General features: G+C 56.9%; 22 protein-coding genes and 3 pseudogenes. 13 read left to right on the top strand and 12 right to left on the bottom strand.

Going from position 1 to position 19,265, the window contains the following annotated elements; genetic code table 11:
- Positions 1–140 precede the first annotated feature (140 nt).
- Both MLPF_RS01615 and MLPF_RS01620 read left to right on the top strand, forming a co-directional pair.
- Positions 141–371 (top strand): DUF1295 domain-containing protein, encoded by a 231-nt coding sequence (locus MLPF_RS01615; protein WP_236685202.1) that lies wholly within the window; start codon positions 141–143, stop codon positions 369–371.
- A gap of 78 nt (positions 372–449) precedes the next feature.
- The gene (locus tag MLPF_RS01620) at positions 450–728 is read left to right on the top strand and encodes a hypothetical protein (RefSeq protein ID WP_045843782.1); all 279 of its coding nucleotides are present in this window, start codon (positions 450–452) and stop codon (positions 726–728) included.
- 200 nt (positions 729–928) lie between these two features.
- Here MLPF_RS01620 and MLPF_RS01625 read toward each other — a convergent pair whose 3' ends face one another.
- A complete protein-coding gene (locus tag MLPF_RS01625) occupies positions 929–1,147 on the bottom strand; it encodes a hypothetical protein (RefSeq protein WP_156147273.1) in 219 nt (72 codons plus the stop codon).
- A 28-nt stretch (positions 1,148–1,175) separates the two neighbouring features.
- On the opposite strand from MLPF_RS01625, the gene MLPF_RS01630 reads away from it, so the two are divergent.
- The 4 genes from MLPF_RS01630 (at position 1,176) to MLPF_RS16815 (ending at position 3,629) form a co-directional block, all read left to right on the top strand.
- Positions 1,176–1,313: a sigma factor-like helix-turn-helix DNA-binding protein gene (locus MLPF_RS01630; protein ID WP_420329652.1), complete on the top strand. Its 138-nt coding sequence runs from the start codon at positions 1,176–1,178 to the stop codon at positions 1,311–1,313.
- A 219-nt stretch (positions 1,314–1,532) separates the two neighbouring features.
- On the top strand, positions 1,533–1,769 hold the full coding sequence (locus tag MLPF_RS01635; protein WP_050039336.1) for a hypothetical protein: 237 nt from the start codon (positions 1,533–1,535) through the stop codon (positions 1,767–1,769).
- Positions 1,754–1,936: a hypothetical protein gene (locus MLPF_RS01640; RefSeq protein ID WP_050039335.1), complete on the top strand. Its 183-nt coding sequence runs from the start codon at positions 1,754–1,756 to the stop codon at positions 1,934–1,936. Before MLPF_RS01635 ends, MLPF_RS01640 begins: the two co-directional genes overlap by 16 nt.
- A gap of 1,474 nt (positions 1,937–3,410) precedes the next feature.
- Positions 3,411–3,629, top strand: coding sequence for a PPE domain-containing protein (locus MLPF_RS16815; RefSeq protein WP_156147272.1), 219 nt, complete (start codon positions 3,411–3,413; stop codon positions 3,627–3,629).
- Positions 3,630–3,975: 346 nt separating this feature from the next.
- On the opposite strand, the gene MLPF_RS01645 is transcribed toward MLPF_RS16815, so the two are convergent.
- Complete coding sequence (locus tag MLPF_RS01645; RefSeq protein WP_156147271.1) at positions 3,976–4,179, bottom strand: hypothetical protein; 204 nt, start codon at positions 4,177–4,179, stop codon at positions 3,976–3,978.
- 372 nt (positions 4,180–4,551) lie between these two features.
- On the opposite strand from MLPF_RS01645, the gene MLPF_RS01650 reads away from it, so the two are divergent.
- Positions 4,552–4,782 carry a hypothetical protein gene (locus MLPF_RS01650; protein ID WP_237817231.1) on the top strand — a complete coding sequence of 77 codons (231 nt, stop codon included), beginning with the start codon at positions 4,552–4,554 and terminating at the stop codon, positions 4,780–4,782.
- On the opposite strand, the gene MLPF_RS01655 is transcribed toward MLPF_RS01650, so the two are convergent.
- The 4 genes from MLPF_RS01655 to MLPF_RS01670 form a co-directional block, all read right to left on the bottom strand.
- Entirely contained in the window at positions 4,779–4,949 is a 171-nt protein-coding gene (locus MLPF_RS01655) for a hypothetical protein (protein ID WP_237817104.1), read from the bottom strand. The two genes, MLPF_RS01650 and MLPF_RS01655, sit on opposite strands and share 4 nt — an antisense overlap.
- 601 nt (positions 4,950–5,550) lie before the next feature.
- Positions 5,551–6,222, bottom strand: coding sequence for a hypothetical protein (locus MLPF_RS01660; RefSeq protein ID WP_050039361.1), 672 nt, complete (start codon positions 6,220–6,222; stop codon positions 5,551–5,553).
- 73 nt (positions 6,223–6,295) lie between these two features.
- Complete coding sequence (locus tag MLPF_RS01665) at positions 6,296–6,598, bottom strand: hypothetical protein (protein ID WP_050039360.1); 303 nt, start codon at positions 6,596–6,598, stop codon at positions 6,296–6,298.
- Between the two features lie 272 nt (positions 6,599–6,870).
- The gene (locus tag MLPF_RS01670) at positions 6,871–7,659 is read right to left on the bottom strand and encodes a (2Z,6E)-farnesyl diphosphate synthase (RefSeq protein WP_045843854.1); all 789 of its coding nucleotides are present in this window, start codon (positions 7,657–7,659) and stop codon (positions 6,871–6,873) included.
- A 220-nt stretch (positions 7,660–7,879) separates the two neighbouring features.
- On the opposite strand from MLPF_RS01670, the pseudogene trhA reads away from it, so the two are divergent.
- Positions 7,880–8,533: pseudogene (gene trhA / locus MLPF_RS01675) on the top strand (PAQR family membrane homeostasis protein TrhA); the annotation flags it as partial.
- Between the two features lie 339 nt (positions 8,534–8,872).
- Here trhA and MLPF_RS01680 read toward each other — a convergent pair.
- From MLPF_RS01680 to MLPF_RS01690, 3 genes and pseudogenes are all read right to left on the bottom strand, one after another.
- The gene (locus MLPF_RS01680) at positions 8,873–9,010 is read right to left on the bottom strand and encodes a hypothetical protein (protein WP_175266300.1); all 138 of its coding nucleotides are present in this window, start codon (positions 9,008–9,010) and stop codon (positions 8,873–8,875) included.
- A gap of 858 nt (positions 9,011–9,868) precedes the next feature.
- The gene (locus MLPF_RS01685) at positions 9,869–10,435 is read right to left on the bottom strand and encodes a carboxymuconolactone decarboxylase family protein (protein WP_045843853.1); all 567 of its coding nucleotides are present in this window, start codon (positions 10,433–10,435) and stop codon (positions 9,869–9,871) included.
- Positions 10,432–11,891: pseudogene (locus MLPF_RS01690) on the bottom strand (short-chain fatty acyl-CoA regulator family protein). The gene MLPF_RS01685 and the pseudogene MLPF_RS01690 overlap by 4 nt, the downstream one beginning before the upstream one ends.
- A gap of 154 nt (positions 11,892–12,045) precedes the next feature.
- Between MLPF_RS01690 and MLPF_RS01695 the strand changes: the two are divergent.
- The 3 genes from MLPF_RS01695 (at position 12,046) to MLPF_RS16825 (ending at position 14,011) form a co-directional block, all read left to right on the top strand.
- Entirely contained in the window at positions 12,046–12,843 is a 798-nt protein-coding gene (locus tag MLPF_RS01695; RefSeq protein ID WP_045843852.1) for an acyl-[acyl-carrier-protein] thioesterase, read from the top strand.
- Between the two features lie 395 nt (positions 12,844–13,238).
- Positions 13,239–13,406 carry a hypothetical protein gene (locus MLPF_RS16820; protein ID WP_420329657.1) on the top strand — a complete coding sequence of 56 codons (168 nt, stop codon included), beginning with the start codon at positions 13,239–13,241 and terminating at the stop codon, positions 13,404–13,406.
- 392 nt (positions 13,407–13,798) lie between these two features.
- Positions 13,799–14,011: a hypothetical protein gene (locus tag MLPF_RS16825; RefSeq protein ID WP_427901952.1), complete on the top strand. Its 213-nt coding sequence runs from the start codon at positions 13,799–13,801 to the stop codon at positions 14,009–14,011.
- A 72-nt stretch (positions 14,012–14,083) separates the two neighbouring features.
- Here MLPF_RS16825 and MLPF_RS16830 read toward each other — a convergent pair whose 3' ends face one another.
- Entirely contained in the window at positions 14,084–14,266 is a 183-nt protein-coding gene (locus MLPF_RS16830; protein WP_420329656.1) for a hypothetical protein, read from the bottom strand.
- A 253-nt stretch (positions 14,267–14,519) separates the two neighbouring features.
- Between MLPF_RS16830 and MLPF_RS01705 the strand changes: the two genes are divergently transcribed.
- The gene (locus tag MLPF_RS01705) at positions 14,520–15,383 is read left to right on the top strand and encodes a 3-hydroxybutyryl-CoA dehydrogenase (protein WP_045843851.1); all 864 of its coding nucleotides are present in this window, start codon (positions 14,520–14,522) and stop codon (positions 15,381–15,383) included.
- Positions 15,384–15,575: 192 nt separating this feature from the next.
- A pseudogene (locus tag MLPF_RS01710) lies at positions 15,576–16,425 on the top strand (cyclopropane mycolic acid synthase family methyltransferase).
- 86 nt (positions 16,426–16,511) lie between these two features.
- Here the strand turns inward: MLPF_RS01710 and pcaA are convergent.
- Together pcaA and MLPF_RS01720 are read right to left on the bottom strand one after the other, a co-directional pair.
- Positions 16,512–17,399, bottom strand: coding sequence for a cyclopropane mycolic acid synthase PcaA (gene pcaA / locus MLPF_RS01715; RefSeq protein WP_045843841.1), 888 nt, complete (start codon positions 17,397–17,399; stop codon positions 16,512–16,514).
- A 1,069-nt stretch (positions 17,400–18,468) separates the two neighbouring features.
- The gene (locus MLPF_RS01720) at positions 18,469–19,170 is read right to left on the bottom strand and encodes a TetR/AcrR family transcriptional regulator (protein WP_045843840.1); all 702 of its coding nucleotides are present in this window, start codon (positions 19,168–19,170) and stop codon (positions 18,469–18,471) included.
- Positions 19,171–19,265 lie beyond the last annotated feature (95 nt).

Consider the following 19,265-nt stretch of genomic DNA (forward strand, 5'->3'; position numbering starts at 1 on the left):
GGACGTTTGCGCGTCGAGATGCGTTGTGAACGACTACGGTATCTTTAGTGATTTCAAGCGTTTCGGTGTTTGTGCTGGCGGTGGTGCATTCGATCACGTTTGCCATCAACCAGAGGTCGGTGCGCTAGAACATCATGGACATGACATGGCCCTTGGGCTTCGTCTCCTTGGCTACGATTTTCGTCCACGGTGACACGGGCCGCCAATGGCTGTTGCTAGCGCTGACGCCAAGCTGTGCACTGAGGCTGTACTGGCTCATTTACCGCAAGACGGTTGGCAAGAGCGCTGGGACACGCTATGCCAACCTGTTGCACGACGCCGCGGCGGGATCACTGTGGTCCGCAAGATCTTTCTCCTGCAGGGCTTCTTGATTCTATTTGTCTCATTACTGCTTCAACTGTCGGCAGTGAGTGGTCCAGCATCGAAGCCATTTGCTAGCTTTCACAGGGATGGGATTGGCTGTTTGCCTTGTCAGTGTCGTCTTCGAAGTGGTCAGGACTCGTCAGCTGCGGGTACTCAATCCGACTCGGCAAATCTCCGGGTTCATCATGGAACGCGACCTGTGTTTTCTGGACGCTCCACCCCCCAAAAATACTTCGGTGAAGTCTGCGTGTGGTGGGGGCTGTGGTTCAATCACGATTGACGACTGGGTGTCGTTGGCCAAGATGGTTTCACCGCTGGTGAAGATCTATTTCCTGATGTACATGAGCGGTTCAGCTCACCGATAAGTACATGAAAGACCATCCCGGTTGCGCCGAATATCAAAAACAAGCAATATATTTCATGCCCAGACCACCGGACAGTGTTAGCCGCGCGTCATGCGCTATTAAGACGCGGGTCTAAAGACTGGTGATACGGGCGCTGTGGGGTTCGGGCTACAGCGAAGAACCCACCCAGGATGTTTACCTACGAGGTATTGCGAGCGGGGTCAGAATACGACTCCGCCAAGGGCTCGCAGCGGGGGGAGTCGAGCGCTGGCATGATGATCGGTCAAGCAGCGGTCGGTGAGCAAGATGGTGGTCGTGTTTCCCGGACAAGGTGTGTAGCGAGGAAGCCGGAAGCCGTCGGAATTGCACGACGCCGTGGCCAGTGTCGACCCGGCTAGCGCGACCCGGTCGCCTAGTCGACGATGACTAATAACGAGCATCGTCGGGCAACTCGCCTGTCTGGATGAGTTGACTGATGCGCAGCGACAGTGCATTGAACTGGCTTACCACGATAAGCTGACATACGTCGAAGTGTCGCAGCGACTAGCCGACAATTTGTCAACGATCAAGTTACGTATATACACATATATCATTTGGACTGTGTAACTGCTTGGTCGCGTCAGCGACGATGCAGAGCGTAGCGATGTGAAAGAGCAGCGCTCTTGACTAAGCCGAACGATTTTCGGCTGCTTGAACTTGCTAAGCAAGTCGCCAATCGGGCTCGTCGTCGAGATGGGCTAGTGCGACGATCACCGGCTATACCGCCGGAACAGCTCCAGGAGGCCACACTCGCCGCGGTGAAACCTTATACGGGTCGGGCCGGTTATGTGGGCGTCCAGCAGTATGGGCGGCCGCAGCAGCGATCGTAGTGAACCCGACTGCGTTTGCTGCCGGGGTGTCGATGTTGCCTACCGTGCCGTCTTCCTCATCGTCGACAACACCGATCTCGACCTCGAAAATGATCTTGGGGTATCCGGATGTGCGGACCGTCTCTACCCCCGCTGGCTACCAGACGGCCACGATGATGTTCTCGTTGCGATCGCAACATGGGGGTGGTGGTGAACAACATGCCGCCGCCGTTTCCGGACACCGTTTACTATATGTGGTTGATCGGGCTCAAGGTCCAACATCTGCAGCAGCAATGGGCACCGCGGCCGTGGCGCCTCGACAACAGCCAGGCCATTTGGGTCGCAGCGCCTGACCCCGTCGTCGGTGCACGGGGTAACTGATGGGCAACTGCGGAGATGGCTTTGTGCCGTGCCGCCAAGAAGACTACGACGTACTCGTCGACTTAACGGCCGGGGTCGCGGACATTCTCTGGTGTCGTGATGACTTACGGCCTGCTATGGACCTGGGAAACCTTCCCCGAGTACTTGGATGCCCTGGAAGCCGACAAACGCGATATTGACGTAGCCACCTTTCCCCGCTGCGGGTGTACGTGCTAAGTCAGCACGGCGCCTACTGCAAAACAGCCACTACTGAAAACCTCACGAAAATGAGCGCGCTGGCGAAGCAAGCGATGGAGGTTGGGGCGTTGGGCTTCTCGTCGTCGCTGCTGACCATCCACCGGACCGAGAGCGAATAGCCGATCCCGAGCGACGACGCCGCCCGCGAGGAAATTAAAAAGATCCACAGGGGAGGGGATGGTCGATGGCGGCGGTTACCGGCTCTAATGCGTGACCGACATTCCGCCCACCGGCTGATAGCCGTTGCTGCAGAAGGTGTTCGATTTCGTCGAGGAGTTCGGGTTGCCGATCCACTTTCACGATGGTTGCCGCCTACGCGGGTGACCCCGTGTGGCCGGATAAAAAGGCCAGTAATAAGGTGTCGGTGCTGGAGTTTTGCAATTCACCGCACAGTTATTGCTGCATCCGATCGGACTGCATCTCTTCGTCAACCCGTTCGTGCTCTAACCCAACTACCGCGGAATCGCCCAGCTACCGGTGGCTGGGAAAGTCGTGCAAATACGCCAGCTCAAAGGTTAGCGCCCGCATCCTGACCGGACAAGCCTGGTCATGATTGTCCGACCCTGTACATAGCGTACGAGTAGTGCTGGATTTTCCCGCTAGGGAACAATCCCAAGAACGAACCTGACCCGGCGATCGCATCGCCACTCGTAACCGTGTCCGCGTCGAGCACCCAATATTAGAGACCTACATTGGGTTCTCGACGACGTTAGCCAGGCTGTTTGCCGCTACTGGCAACCTAAAAGACAACTCACAGTACACCTTAGGAAAGCTACTGCACCGCAACTACCTAATAGAGCCGGTCTCGGCTACAGTGAAGCACACTACGGCATGATCTGCGACACAAGCTACCTGACACTCTTCCTGGCGAATTGGGCACATGACCGAGCGCGTGGACTGTTCTCGTTGCCCTTGAACTCACTTCCGTGCTGGTCCGCCTCGGCCGGCACGGCCGACCGCGGCCGGATCGCAGATCGGCTACTAGGGCCCCGACCTTAAAGTCATCGACCCCGTCGCCCTTTGGTTGCACAAGCCGGTGATCAACTACGACCAGACCGCTGAGAGCTACGTCGCGACCGTGGTTGTCGAGCAAATATATAGTCTGAAACAGGTTGCCGACCGATGTCCGCCCCGGCAAGGCTGGTACGTGTCCTGCAATCCGCGCCCTAGTAAGGCTGATACAGTCACGGTAGTGATCGTTCCCTGCGAAGTTTGAGTTGTGACAAACCGGCATCACGTGTGGATTCCGCCTGAAATCAATTCGGCATTCATGATCGTTAGTCCCGGATCGGGGCCGCTGATTACCCCAGCTGCAGCACAGGACCAGCTGGCTGAAGACCGTCTGTCATCGCCAACTATGAGAGCTGCGACGACGTCGTGTACGTCAAGTCGTGTAAGTCATATGTGGGCTAGCGCAGCACCTAGGCCACTACAGCAGCGTTCGAGACGATATTAGCGACCACGGCTTAGCCGTTGCGGACAAACGGGCCCTAGTGTTAAGTGTTGACGACTACAAGCTAGTTGGGGCAAAACAGCTCCCGTGATCACCGACATCGAGGCCGCGTACGAGCAAAAGTGGGCGTGGGATATAGATGCGAGGTGCAAGATACCACATCGGCGCGTCGACGGCGGCTGAGCACTTGGCGCCGAGGCAGCGCGCGTTGCGCAACCTTGGCATCAACATCGGCACGAATAGCGGAAGCTCTGAGAGTGGCCACGTGCACAGCGGAACTGGCAGGCATCACCGAAGTCGCCAGAGTGCCCCCGGGCCCAGGAAAGGCTGAGATGGTAGAACATCCGGACTAGGCAGCCCGGGCAACGTTAGCTTCTTCAACTCCGGCCGCTACGTCACGGGCGGTCTCAACGTGGCAAAATCTAAACTCGAGCTTGTTCGACGCAGCCGCGCCAAACCAGGCTATAGTCGCTACCAGCGGATTCGAGTCGGGTAACCCGAACATTGGCGTCGGCGGCGCAACTGGTCCTAACTCGGCCCTCAGAAAACCCATACGAATGCCGCATACCGCAGATATCCTGCGCTCAGGCTTTTGTAACAAGGGTGTTAGCGACACCGGCGTCGTGAGCTCAGACACTAGGCAGCCGGTTCTATCCGAGTAGCACTGCACGCAGCCTTGGCGCTTGTCCTCGAAGCCGTGGGCGCAAGGAAGGTGGACCTCAAGCGGCTAGTCAGCAGTTCTCACCGACTACCTGTTCATTTGTCTGATCACCGTCGATGCCGGCTTCCGTGCGAGCCAGTATTGAACGGTGCATCGCTGGGGTAATTGAAGCCTAGGGTGTTGTTGATTTTTGTGTGGTTGAGGGGTGTGGTGGGGATCGGTGGTGTGGGTTGTGTTGGTGGTTTAGGGTTGGTCGCGGCGTAGGTGGGCTGCTTGCAAGGGCCGCCGAGTAGTTGGTGTTGGTCGCCGGCCGCGACATCGAAGCTGGCGATGCTGGGGGTGCGTATGGTGTGGCGGGTGGCCGGGGATCAGTTGCGCTTTTCTGGTGATGTGTTAGCCCGCCACGCGCATAAGTCACCAGATCACGCCGTGGATGGCTTTTATCTTCCTTCCGCGGTCGATCTCCACAAAAAGTCAAGTACTGCCCTAGGCTAGAGCACCGCCGTACGCGTCATCACCGGCTGCGAGGTCATCGACGAACTGTGAAACCAACACGGCACCAACACAGCCGGGGGCACACCGGCTGGCCGAGGGCCGGTGAACAAACAGACACCCCACAGCCATAGCATGCACCCGAAAGCGCCCCCAACACCCAGCGCCAACAAGATCTAGGCTAGCCCACCAAACTCCCGACCGTATCGGCCAGCGATGGCACACCAGAACACTACTTCACCTGCCACCTATGAAACCGACCAACAATTCCTGCCACAAACACCAACACCCCCGGCCACCACACAACAACGTGAGATCGCAGATCCCGGGAACCGCTGAACTCGACCACTAGTGTGTGTTAGCCGGCGGTGCCGATTCCGGGGCGGCGTGAGTGTCGGCAACGCCACAAAGCTGAACACCACCAGGCTGTAGAGCACGAAGAAGGCGCCCATGGCGTATTCTTGGCCGTACCTCAAGCTGGTCAGCGACGAAATTTTGTCAGCTGTGAAGGCGACGACCAGCCCGAGCAATTACATCAACGTGGCATCAGGACACATGGCAAAAAGCGACAGCCAGCCGGTCGAGTCGTACAGGGGTCTGGTTCACTGACCAGGGATAGTTGGTCAGTGATTATTTCCTTGGAATGGCAGTTGGACGGGTGCCGTCGAAACACTGCCCTATGGACTCGTGACACTACCAAAGTACTGCCACCCATAGTCAGTGTGACTAGGCATCTCATCCGTCTATTTCCGATTTCGACCATGTCAACTATTATCCACACAACTCTTGTGCGCCAGGAGCGTATCGGTGCGCAAAATTACTTGGCCGAAATCGCTGGCACGTATGGGAAATACAGTTGAGTTGTATTAGCTTCACTACAGCGGTAGTTACGGAGTTGTGGCTTTTGTGCAGCTTGTGCCACCTAATGTGGTTGGTGAGAACAGCGTGGAGTTCGTCGGACTGCTTCAGCGGATGGTTGGGTGTGTTACGATTGGCAAGTCGCTCATTGGGCATAGGCAACGCGGTCAGTGGGTTGGCGACTGGTTTGGTCCGGTCACCGTAGTGGCCCAGCGGATGAGCCTGATAAATGTGTTCTAGTCGATATCGACCAGGGGGAGAGTAGCTGACCGCAGCGGCGGTGCTGCACCGGTGTGGCCGTAGTGTGGCCCGGTTAGTGCGCGGCGTGAAGAACTGGGAGAACGCCAGGCGGTCTAAAGTTCCGGCCAATAGATCGGCCAGCATTTGCACCGTTATCGAGATCACCAAGCTAGTGATCAGCAACACTGTCAGTGCGATATGCGCGGTGGATTCGTTGCTTGTTGCTGCCAGGCCGAGCAGGGGCTGGCCATCAATCCAGCCAGCAAACGAACACAACATGTCAGTACGCGGCGCGTGCCCCTCATTCAAGGCATCCCACAGGGCCGCAGCGCCACTTGGCAGCACGTCGAAAACCGTGGGGCGCCAAGACCAAACCAGCCGGGGGCCAGGCCGAGCGGGATAATCAGTATCGCGTTGCTTAGTACAAAGATATAGCGTGGCTACGCTTACCAGTCCGAGACCATTGCGGCCAACCAGTACAGGGCTGGGTAGGCTGTCGTATCGCTGTGGCCATGGCACCCAGTACGGATATCGAGATCACCGCACACATCAGGCCAGTGAACCCGGCCCGCAGCGGGCTGTTGATATTGCCGGCCATTGTCGCACCGAGCAGGGTGAGTGCACCAATCAGCGTCGGCACTACCGCGGTGATGGTGGCCCGCTGCCCGAGCTGTTGCAGGGCGGCCAGGATAGCTCTACGAGTACTGGGTGACCACGCCAAAGCCGGGGCAGGACAGCCAGGTAGATCTCGAGCTGACTAGGCAGCTGAGTGTGCGCAACACTTACGGTCTGCACCATGTCGACGCTACTAGCAGCGCGAATCCGCACCGTACAATCGCCGCCAATGTGAGCACAAGCTTGCGCGGATCACGAGCCAGTAAATTACATCCTAGCCACCTGCTGAGCGCGAATAGCGCCACAAACAGCGCAACCACGCATCCATTGTGTCTGTGTCACGTGTGACCCGGCTACTAAGACCCTAGCCGCCGGCCGCTACTTGCCGTACCGGCGGTGTCTCATGCTGTAATCACGCAGTGCACGCAGGAGATCGACCCGCCGGAATGCGGGCCAATGCGTTTCGGTGAACCACATCTCTGAATACGCACTCTGCCACAGCAAAAACCCGGACAGGCGTTGCTCCCCTGAGGTGCGGATCACCAGATCGGGGTCAGGTTGACCAGAGGTGTACAGGTTTTCGGCAATGCCCTCAACTGTCACCGCCTCAACAAGCTCCTCGGCGGTGGCGCCGTTGGCGAGTGCCTTGCCCAACAACGCACGTACCGCTCCGACTATCTCGCGGCGACCTCCGTAACCCACTGCGACATTGACATGGAACGGTGCGACGCCCGGTGTGGATTCCACCGCGCCGCGCAGTCGACAGGCTGGTTCCTCGCCAAGCAGCTCCAAATCGCCGACGGTACGCACACTCCAGCGGTTGGCAGGTGCGCAGATTTCTTCAACCACATCGGTGATGATCTCGATTAGTGCGGCCAGTTCATCGGGATCGCGTTGCAAGTTTTCCGTGGATAGCAGGTAAACGGTGGCCATTTCGATGCCGGCTTCTTGGCACCACCGTAGCATTTCAGCTATCTTGGCTGCGCCCATCCGATAGCCGTAGCTGACATCGTCGTATCCAGCGTCGCGGGCCCACCGCCGGTTTCCGTCACACAGGACCGCGATGTGGCGGGGAAGTCGGGACTCCGAGGCCGCCAGACCCTGTCGCAGCCGCAACTGATAGAGTGCATACAAAGGCTCTTTTAGCTTTGGCGGAATGATCTCCACGAACATCTACCCTACTGTGGCAAGCAACAAAGTCCGGTCTGCATTTCCGGCTATGTCATGTAGGATCTATCCGATAAACATGCCGGGTTACTGTGATTCACATCGGTCAATGGCAGCTCAACGTGGGGAAGCAGACAGAGGAAATGAACGGTCAGGTCGGCATGGTCAGCAATGTGGAAACTTAATCGCCAGATTCGGTGCCGACTAATGCTGTTCTCAGGTTGTAAAATGCGTTGCCCGCGTCCTGACCAAACCTAGCCACAAATCTCGTTTTCAAGGCTGGATCCACGTTTATTACGTGGTAATCGCTGCCTGTGCGAGCGCATCACTAGTTGCGGTCTAGTAGGCCGGTGGCATTCACCCGCGCCGAGCTTGTCACGTTTACCTACACCGCGGCCACGGTGCTGATGTTCAGCGTCAGCACCACCTAATCATCGCATCAACTGGAAACCCGCTACCGCTCAGAAATAGATGAGGCGGGCTGGATCATTCGATGATTTTCGTGTTCATCGCGGGAACTATACGCCACTCGCACTGCTGGCCATGCCGTCTGAGTTAGGGCGAGTGGTGCTGTGGATCGCGTGGGGCGGCGAGCTGGACGGCGTTCTGCTGAAGATGTGCTGGCCGTCGGCACCGCGCTGGGTGAGGGTGTCATCCTACCGTTGCTGGTTTGGGTGGCTGTGTGGTAAACCGGAACGGCCCTGCACAATGCCGGGGTAGCCGCCATGATGTTGTTGTTTGTCGGCGACATTCTCTACGGGCTGTGCTGGCCCAACCCATGGCAGCCAGATTCAGCTTCCACGAGTTTTCCACGCCTGCCACCGCGATCGCGGCGATTTTCCACTACATTGCCATGTGGTTTGTCGTCTTCTAAGTGGAGTGGCGTCGTCGATATACTGCCACGAGATCCCGCCGACATCGAGCACACTTTACTGCATGAATAATCGCTTTGATCTTATCGACCATATTTGGTAGCAAACGCACATAGCCAGAACGCTATAACAATACTCAAGAATCGAAATTGCAAGCGCTGCGACTCTTTTAGGTGAGTTGTGATTGTGATCGGTGTAGTGCCGGTCTTGGTGAGTTGATCGGGCGGTGCATTTTGGGAAGTAGGTGGTGTAAAAGATCGCTGGTGTTCTCGTTGCTGCCGCGTTGTGGTGGTGAGTGAGGTCGCAAAAAGTAGATCGGTTGTGCTTGACAGGTGATGCGGCTATGAGCAGCCGTCTTGAGGCCCTGATCCCAAGCCGGGGGTTTTACCGAGGTTCTGCGGTAAAGCGTTGAGTGTGGTGATCATGGCCGCAGCGACCACATCAGTGCTGCGGCCCTTAGACAGGTGGCGCAGCTGCACGAACCCGATACTGTGTTCGGCCAGGGCGTTGATGTGGGGGGGCCTGGTTTTTGCCGATGATTAAATCGCCCGCCCAATGTTTTAGAGCACCGCACGGTCGTGCAGCTTCGGCGGCACGCTCACCGATGGTGACCATACCCAGAATATGGCGATGCCCGGTTTTGGTGCGCTGTGCCCGTAGTGTGCCTAACGCCCACCCAGTGTGCACACATGCCGGCCAACACCTGATGTCGTTTCCCGCGTCCTTGCACGAAGAACGCCTTGTACAGCGTTTCGTGAGGTACCTGCATCTTCGGGCCGGTCAGGAGAGGTCGTTGGCCAACACCCCAGCAATGTGTTCGGGACTGTACTTTTTGACTTTTTGGCCAGCAACGCTTCCACCACCGTACGCAACTGCCCACCGCGGCCAGCTGGCCGGCCTTTTCAGTCGCTGGGCCCGCTGCTCACTGCATAGCTAGGCACGGCGCGCTAAATAACCCGATTCAGCTTGTGCACCAGCACAGTTGGCGTCGAATCGGTGCAACACCCAGCAAAGCGATCCGTAACCGCACGAGCCGCCCCTCGTTGGTGACCTCACGCATCATAGTCAACGGCACCCAACCCAAACAGTTAGCAATCGATCACATCAACTCACAACGCTGCGACACACCCGACACCACCTACTTCCCAAAATGCACCGCCCGATCAACTCACCAAGACCGGCACTACACCGATCACAATCACAACTCACCCACCAAAACCACCGCGACACCCACCACCTCGCAACCCACCCACAACAGGACGCACACATAAACTACACTTCGGCGCCACCAATCCGAACTCGCATGCCACCGAGCAGCCACACGCCTTAGCGTCAGGCTAGTTCACGTCGTCCGACGGGATGTCGAGGCTCGATATCGTCGCCGCGAGTCCGTCGTATTGGCTTATGAGCATGCATAATTCGATCAGCTGACGTCGATCTAGGTGAGTTTTCAGCTGTTGCCAGCTACCGCTAGTGATTTTTCGGTCCTTGACGAACTCGTCCGTTGCGGCCAGCAGGGCCTGTTGTCGGACGCTTAACCCAGCGTCTGCCGGAACGTCAGGCCAGGCGAAGACTAGAGCCTGTAGGTTCGCATCCAGACCGTGTTTATGTGCCATGCGGCGATGATGTTGCAGCTCGTATTCGCAAGCGCGCAGATGTGCGATCCGCAGGATTACCAACTCGGTATCGGTGCGTGGCAGTCTTCCCCGCAGCAGTCGGCCGCCATAAATCAGCCATGCCCAGAACAGCAGCTGGCGCTGTCCCAGGATGGTGAATAGATGCATCTCGGATGTGCGAAGTGAGCGCGCGGCCAACTTGGCGATCACCCAGTTGATCGGTCCCAGCTGACGCAGGCCACCGGATGGGATACGACCGACCGGGCCGGTGCCAGTACTGCCGCTCACGCGTGTTTCACCGAGTACGAAGAGATCATGCCGCGGTATTCGTCGAGCTTGGATGCCTGCCTTCAAGCGGGGAACGCCCGCAGAGGACAGTTGTTACGTTCGCAGGCACGACCCACGTGCGCCGATTGGTTAGCGATATTCCCAAGCCTCCCTAGATCTCCTGACAAGTCGAGTCCTTCCGAGTAGACGAGCCGGTGCCCCTGAGGAAATTCGCAACCCAGCTCAATCAATCGTGAAGGCTTTAGCGGGCTGATCATACCGGGGGCGGCTAGGCACTCGACGGTTCGGGCCACCTACATCTAGTACATCTAGATACGCCCGTCGGGCATCTGGGCGATTTGCACCAAAAGATCCTGCCCGAGTTGGCGAACGTTCGTAAACATTCCATAGTGGTCAGGTCCCTCTGCTGGCGGAGAAGTGAAAACCGTTGGTAAAATCAATTTTTGATGTGTTGCTTGCTCGGTCGACGCGGACGAACGAAAAGAACACATCCCCCGTATCGGATGGTTGTTGCAACGTTGGCAACCGGTGCGTGGTGTTCTTGTAGCTTACCTAGTAGAACGCTGACAGCTGCTTTACGTCGTAGCGGACGTTCTCCGCCACGTTGTGGAATGGCAATGGCGGTAGGGCAGCACTACGGCTACGGCGAAGTAAGTAATTGGCCAACCCAAGCTCGGGCCAAGGTATGCGATTCGTCACTGGTGAATTTGCCTTCTGTAACCACGTGGTCGATCAGAGCGCCGAACTCGAGATACGCTAAGTTCGGCGGCCATCTTTAATACCTGTTGACCCAATGATGAGACGGTTGTTGATTTCGAACGTGTTGGTCGTGGGGTCGTAGCAGTGCAACATACTGTCACGCGAAAGCGCGTAGCCTCCGTAGTGCGGCCAGTCAGTCACCGGGTCAGCTTGTGGGCCAAGTGGCCGGGATGCGGCCGCGTCTGGGACGTTAGGTTTTGGTTGCTGCGGCTAGCTCGTGTAGGTAGTTCTGGCGTTGGTTAGAGTGTAGTCACGAACTTCTTCGTGTTTGTGCGACATGGTGATCGATTCGCTACCGTTGTCCTCGGAGAACCGTTCCTTGGTCGTGGCGGCTATCTGCGCAGTGGTGAATCGATAGCGTCCGTCCAGGTTGACCACTGCGCGGATGGGCACTGACCATTTCCCATGTCGGCGATTTCGTGCGGTTCGATGTCGATATCCAGCATCGCCGTCCACCGTCACCTCACGCAGCTTGGTTGCTAGCCGGGTATCGTCGTGAGGGGCGAAGAAGGTCGCGTCCACCCCTAACACCTCGGTGATGCGCAGCAATACACCCACAGTAGGTCGAGTGAACATCGTACTCGATCTGATTGAGGTAGCTTGGCGAGGCCTCCAGTATCTGGGCCAGTTCGTCCTCACGGAACCTGCGCTCACTACGCAACTGGCGAACATACGGGCCGACGAACGGCTTGAACATCCAATTATTTTTCCTTGGTCGTTAAAGCACAATTTGCCGAATTCGCACAGAAGTCACGTTTCGTGTTCGACTGGTATGTGACAGACGTCGTTTGGCATGATTCGGTGCGGGGCTAAACCTGGGGTGTGGACGAGTAGGAAACGGGGCCGATACCGTGAGCTTGGACAAAATAATGATGCCGGTTCCCGAAGGTCATCCCGATGTGTTTGAACGTGAATGGCCGCTTCGCGTCGGGGACATCGACCGCACCGGTCGGCTACGATTAGACGCAGGTGCTCGGCACATCCAAGACATTGGTCAGGATCAACTGCGCGAGATGGGGTTCGAGGAGACCCACCCACTGTGGATTGTGCGCCGCACCATGGTTGACTTGATCCGTCCGATTGAGTTCCAGGAAATGTTGCGGCTGCGTCGGTGGTGTTCGGGCACCTCGAACCGGTGGTGTGAAATGCGTGTCCGTATTGATGGGCGCAAGGGTGGCCTCATCGAGTCCGAGGCGTTCTGGATCAACATTAACCGGGAAACTCAGATGCCGGCGCGCATCGCCGACGACTTCCTGGGGGGCCTGCACAGGACCACGTCCATCGATCGGCTGCGGTGGAAGAGCTATTTGAAGCCAGGTAGCCGTGACGATGCGTCGGAAATCCACGAGTTCCCGGTGCGGGTAACTGATATCGACTTGTTCGACCACATGAACAATGCGGTGTACTGGAGCGTGATTGAGGACTATTTGGTGTCTCACTCCGAACTACTCAAAGGGCCGCTACGCACCACCATCGAACATGAGGCGCCCGTTGCGCTGGGCGACAAGTTGGAGATCGTTTCGCACGTTCACCCTGCTGGTTCGACCGATCGATTCGGTCCTGGCTTGGTCGACCGCTCTGTTATAACGCTCACATACGCGGTTGGCGACGAAACGAAAGCCCTCGCCGCCATTTTTGCACTATGGTGAAACCGCAAGCCGGGGAACTCTTGGCAAATACTTGGTTGACCTGTGAATCAGTGGTTACTGAACGGTAGTTTCTGAAATGTTTAGCGGTTTTGATCTTTTGTAAAATTCGCACAATCTCCTGAGGTCGTGACCGAAATTTGTAAGTTAAACAGGTGGGTTTGGGAAAGCAGGCTGTGCCATGGTCGAATTAGCGCAGCAGTGAATGCTGGGCTATTAGCACTGTCTCGCAGCGGTACGGTACCACCAATGCAGCAGTACCTGAGCAAGAAACACCGTTAAAAGAGCAGGCTAACTGTCTGTCGTTGGCACCCCTAAGAGCGCTGAGCGGATTCAGCACGACTGGGACACAAGTCGCGCTGGAAGTATGTCACTCGTTACCTAGCATCGCCGCGGACATGGTCGCCCTGCAGGGCAGCGTTGTTGAGGAACACACGCTAGCCCGCCATGGCGCGGAACTGTTGTGGGAACAGTTGCACGACTGGAAATGGGTCAACGCGCTCGGTGCCTTGATTGGCAACATGGCTGTCCCGCGGATGAGCGCCGACCAAAATCGCCAAGGCTGAGGGTGACACCTCGGTGGAGAACTGGTTCGCGCCGATCGTCGCGGACGGTGAGGTTTTGCTTCGGTAGTGTGCTCAACGCTTTAGAGTTGTAGAAGGCCTTGATCGCCACTGGGTGTCGCTGGTTAGCACTGGGATACCAGCTGGCCTCTGAGAAGATGATGTGCTCCCTTGCGTGGCAAGGTTATGATTCCCACCCAGCAGCACATCCGTATTTGATGTCTGCTCGGCTCGTGTCTGACCCGGTAGACGTGCCGACTGTCATGATTGCCCATATCGGCGCCGAGGTTGCCCCCTGATTAACCTCCGACGTTGACAAGCGTGACCGGCTGTTCATCACCGGCGAGCGTGCTAAGGATGGTTTCCACCGCACCAAGAACGGCATCGAGCTCTGCATCGCTCGATCGAAGGTCCATGCACCGTTCGTCGATTTGATCTGGATGGAGATCGGCACCCCGGACCTCAAGCTTGCGCAGAAATTCTCCGAATCGGTCATTCCTGCCCGGACCAGAGGCTGGCGTATGATTGCTTGTCATCGTTGCAATTGGAAGCAACACATTGACGACAGCACTATAGCCAAGTTCCAGAAGGATCTTGTCGCAATGTGATTCAAGTTTCATTCCATTACGGGCCGGCTTCCATGCATTGAATTACTCGATGTTCGATCTCGCCCATGACGACTATAGGACTATGCCCGTAACCAGATCACCGCCTAGGTTGGGTGGCAGGAGCGCTAGTTTGCAGTCGAGGAGCGTGATTACACAGCTACCGTGCGCCAGTACGAGGTTGGTGCCGGCTACTTTGATCGGCATCGCCACCACGGTTGACTCGCATTCGTCGATGGTCGCTCTGACCGGTTCCATCGAAGAGGGCTAGTTTCACCGAGGATGAGCGGGCGTAAGTCTGCGAAGACGAGGTAAAACCGATTGAGTGGGGGTCCTCTAAGCATGACTGGGGTTATGCTAGGCATGGAGTTGGTGCGATATTTTGTTGGTTTTTCGCTGCGATTTATGCCCGAAGGGCTGAGATGAGTTTGACAGCTTAGGCCTCGCTCAGCGAACGTGGGTGGGGCCTCTTGCGGTAGAACGGACAATACGGACTCTGGAGAGACAACAGTTGAGTGATGAAGCGATCCAGCGAGTAGGGGTTGTCGGGGCGGGGCAGATGGGGTCAGGCATCGCTGAGGTTGCCGTTCGTGCCGGTGTGAGCGTTACGGTGTTCGAGACCACTGACGCTTTGATCACCGCGGGGCGCAACCGCATTGTAAAGTCCTTGGAGCGTGGCGTTAACACGGGCAAGGTGACAGAGTACGAGCGCGACCGCGCTCTCGGCCATCTGGCCTTCACCACAGACCTGAGTGACTTGGTCGACCGGCAATTGGTGATTGAGGCCATTGTTGAGGACGAGGCCGTCAAGACGGAGGTCTTCGCCGAACTCGACCGAATCATTACCGATCCCGATGCGGTGCTCGCGTCAAACACCTCCAGCATCCCGATCATGAAAATCGCTGCGGCCACCAAGAACCCACAACGAGTCCTGGGTCTGCACTTCTTCAACCCGGTCCCTGTGCTATCCTTAGTCGAATTGGTCAGCACGTTGGTCACCGATGAAGCCACTGCCACTCGCACCGAAGAGTTTGCTAGCGGAGTGCTTGGCAAGCAAGTGGTGCGCTGCTCGGACCGGTCTGGTTTTGTGGTCAATGCGCTGTTGTTGCCGTATTTGCTGTCGGCGATCCGGATGGTCGAGGCTGGCTTTGCCGCCATCGAAGATGTCGACAAGGCTGTTGTTGCTGGGCTGTCGCACCCGATGGGCCCGTTGCGGCTCTCCGATCTCGTTGGCTTGGACACCCTAAAACTAATCGCGGACAAGATGTTCGAAGAATTTAAAGAACCGCACTACGGTCCGCCGCCGCTGTTGCTACGTATGGTCGAGGCGGGCCTGTTAGGTAAAAAGTCGGGTCGGGGTTTTTATACGTACTGAAGTAGCATGGGGTCCACCCGCGCGGTTCTTGCCGAGTTCGTGAGCGCCGAAAGATGTCGAGATTAATCGCAAGTGTACGCCGAGTGGTATGACAGTTGTTGCAAAAAAGACACTACTACACCAGTTTAACAAATGAGAAGTTTTTGCTGAACATGACCGAGTTAACACTCTTTTACGAAGAGCCCTAAATCTATTTATGGTGTTTCGGATGAGTTTTTCTCATTATTTTTAGATTTAATGATGGGATTATACGTGCGCGTACTTCGAGCGTGACGACATGACGCTCGAGGAGGCGCAGCTCGCCAAGGTCGATCTAGCGTTGGGAAAGCTCAAGCTTGAGCCCGGGATGACGTTACTGGACATCGGCTGCGGTTGGGGCGCCACCATGAGACGCGCGATTGAAATATACGACGTCAACGTTGTGGGCTTGACGCTGTCCGAGAATCAAGCCGCCCACGTTCAGAAGACATTCGATGAAGTAGACACCCCCCGAACCCGGCGGGTATTGCTGGAGGGCTGGGAGAAGTTCCACGAGCCCGTCGACCGCATTGTCTCGATCGGTGCATTCGAGCACTTCGGCCGCCAACGCTATGCCCGTTTCTTCAAGATGGCCCACGAAGTCTTGCCGGCCGATGGCGTGATGTTGCTGCACACCATCGTCCGTCCCACCTTTAAAGATGCCAGAGCGCGAGGCATAACGTTGACCCACGAAATTGTTCACTTCACCCAATTCATCTTGGCTGAGATCTTCCCTGGTGGTTGGCTGCCAACAGTCCCGACGGTAGACGAACACGCCACTGCGGCCGGTTTCAAGTTCACACGGGTCCAGTCGCTGCAGCTGCACTACGCCAAAACCTTGGACTTGTGGGCTGCCACACTTGAGGCCAACAAGGACAAGGCGATTGCCATCCAGTCTGAAGAGGTCTACGACCGCTATATGAAGTACCTAACTGGGTGCTGTTACTTCTTCCGCAAAATCATCGGCAACGTGGCGAAGTCCATCACTGAGGCAGTAATCTCGCGACAAGCTAGCAAGCGATAGGGCTGACGCCAGACCCACGCGCGGATCTGGGGTTTATATTTATGGGGTTAAATCCGTGGCGGTTTGTTGACGGTTAAGCGGGTGACTCAATGTCGTCTTGCGGCTGCTGGTTGCTTTTCCAATGTGAACTGGTCAACATCGGTGTACCCATCGCGGAACAGCTTAGCGCACCCAGTTAGGTACTTCATATAGCGGTCGTAGACCTCTTCAGACTGGATGGCAATCGCCTTGTCCTTGTTGGCCTCAAGTGTGGCAGCCCACAAGTCCAAGGTTTTGGCGTAGTGCAGCTGCAGCGACTGGACCCGTGTGAACTTGAAACCGGCCGCAGTGGCGTGTTCGTCTACCGTCGGGACTGTTGGCAGCCAACCACCAGGGAAGATCTCAGCCAAGATGAATTGGGTGAAGTGAACAATTTCGTGGGTCAACGTTATGCCTCGCGCTCTGGCATCTTTAAAGGTGGGACGGACGATGGTGTGCAGCAACATCACGCCATCGGCCGGCAAGACTTCGTGGGCCATCTTGAAGAAACGGGCATAGCGTTGGCGGCCGAAGTGCTCGAATGCACCGATCGAGACAATGCGGTCGACGGGCTCGTGGAACTTCTCCCAGCCCTCCAGCAATACCCGCCGGGTTCGGGGGGTGTCTACTTCATCGAATGTCTTCTGAACGTGGGCGGCTTGATTCTCGGACAGCGTCAAGCCCACAACGTTGACGTCGTATATTTCAATCGCGCGTCTCATGGTGGCGCCCCAACCGCAGCCGATGTCCAGTAACGTCATCCCGGGCTCAAGCTTGAGCTTTCCCAACGCTAGATCGACCTTGGCGAGCTGCGCCTCCTCGAGCGTCATGTCGTCACGCTCGAAGTACGCGCAGCTGTAGGTCTGGGTGGGGTCAAGGAACAGTCGGAAGAAGTCGTCAGATAGGTCGTAGTGGGCTTGTACGTTTCTAAAATGCGGCGTTAGCTGCACGGACATACGGTAATTGAGCCTTTCTGTGTCCCGGAGGCGTTTATGGCGCGGCAAAAGACACACTCTGGCTTGGGCCCCCGATGCATCCTCTGCATGTTAACCGTTCAAATGGCTCAAGTCGTCTACGCTGCGTTCGACATAGCATCACAACAGTCGATGCGATTCACAATGCGTGCAGGACGGTGCCGATCGTGAGGTCCACGACGAGCGGTCCCCTGGCTGGACGCACGTGCACCTACGCCAACCCGGCGTACTACACCGGCCCCGCCGGAAACTCCGGAGGCGGCTGGTTGGGTTTCGGCCGACGGAAGAAATACGGTCATGCCATTCACCAGACGAGGCGGCGCCATCAACAAGAACCAATGCGGACCACGGCCTGGCTCCTACCGCGACAGCGACTGTGATCAGTACGTAGAACCCGACCATCTTGGCCAGCGTCATCACGCTAGCGCGAGCCTCGCCAAGAAGGACCGGGAACGTCGCGATGCCGAGCGGTCGGTCGTAGGGGGATCTTGTCGATATGCTTACTCATCAGAACCGTCGTGCTCAACAAACCATTAGGTAGGAAACCGAGGCCAGTGCGACGTCTCAACTGCCTGCGTCCACCGCTAAGCCAAGTAGTACGTTCCGCACACCATTAGCGGGGACCATACAACGAAAATGTCGGGTTCACCGAGGCCATGTCTCTTTAACCGCAGCGTCGATGCTTTGTAAGCGACACTGAGTAAGAGCGACGCCGCTGAATACGAGGACTGCTGCGGGTCCACGTCAGCGTGAGCAGGATTGCCAGTTAGATAAAATTCATCAATAGATGTACAATCGCTAGCCGCAGTATGCTGCGGCTGAGCATCTCCAACAGCACTGGGTGAGGAGCGTAGCGGGCACGCAGGCAAAGGCATTGTCGGTGCTGACGTGAGGGTCATACAGGTTGTTGGCTATATGTAAGCCCGTGACATTCACCACGGCCAGGATCAGTCAACTTCAATATAGTGCGAAGTGCTTATGCCCACAACTTCAGCCGCGAACCAACGCTCACCTCGGACATTCCTCAAGCCTAAATCCGCAACGGAACCGCTTAGGGTGTTCGTGGTGGGACGATCGGTGATGGATGTGGCTGTTCACGGAACTTTTCCAGCGATCCGCCGACCTCGACGATCCCGCACAGTGCGTTCCAACTGAGCATGGTTAGGTAGTCGATCAGCTCGTCGGCGCTCATCCGTGGGTCCGACATCCACGAGTGGGTGGCAAGCTGCACGCCGCCAACTATCAAGTAAGCCCAGGGTTCCACGCCGCCGGTGTCCATGCCAGCCTCTTGCATGCGGCGACGCATCATGACTGCGAGCATGCGCGCAATGATCCGCTCGGAGTCGGCGATCACTTTACTTTTGCTGGCCGAGCTGTTCGCCATCACAAACTGATACGGTTCGGGTTCAGCCGCCACGGTTTTGACATACACCCGGATGATTTCACGAGTCAGATCAAAGCCATCCAGATTCGTTGACAGCGCGGCGGCCATGTTGGGAATCAACGTGGTTTGCGCGAAGCGCATCATCACCGCTGTAGTCAGGTCGTTTTTGTCTATAAAATAGCGGTAAAGCACGGTCTTGGAGACCCCGATCTTCCCTGCGATTTCATCCATGCTCAGGAAGCGACCCTGCCGGCGAATCGCATCGATAGTGCCGTCAACCAGCTCGTTGCGGCGCTCTACCTTGTGTTGGTGCCACCGCCGCTTGCGGCCATCCGTCTTGGCGGCCACAGTCGGGATATGCTCTGCCACTGTCCTCTGGTTCCCATTCACTAGACGCACTCGATATTATGGCCCGCCGTTGGCGTGGGCTCTATGCGCACAAGGGCTCGGAGAACAGTGTGGTT

Origin of the sequence: Mycobacterium lepromatosis (genome assembly GCF_000975265.2) — a bacterium.
Classification (GTDB): domain Bacteria; phylum Actinomycetota; class Actinomycetes; order Mycobacteriales; family Mycobacteriaceae; genus Mycobacterium; species Mycobacterium lepromatosis.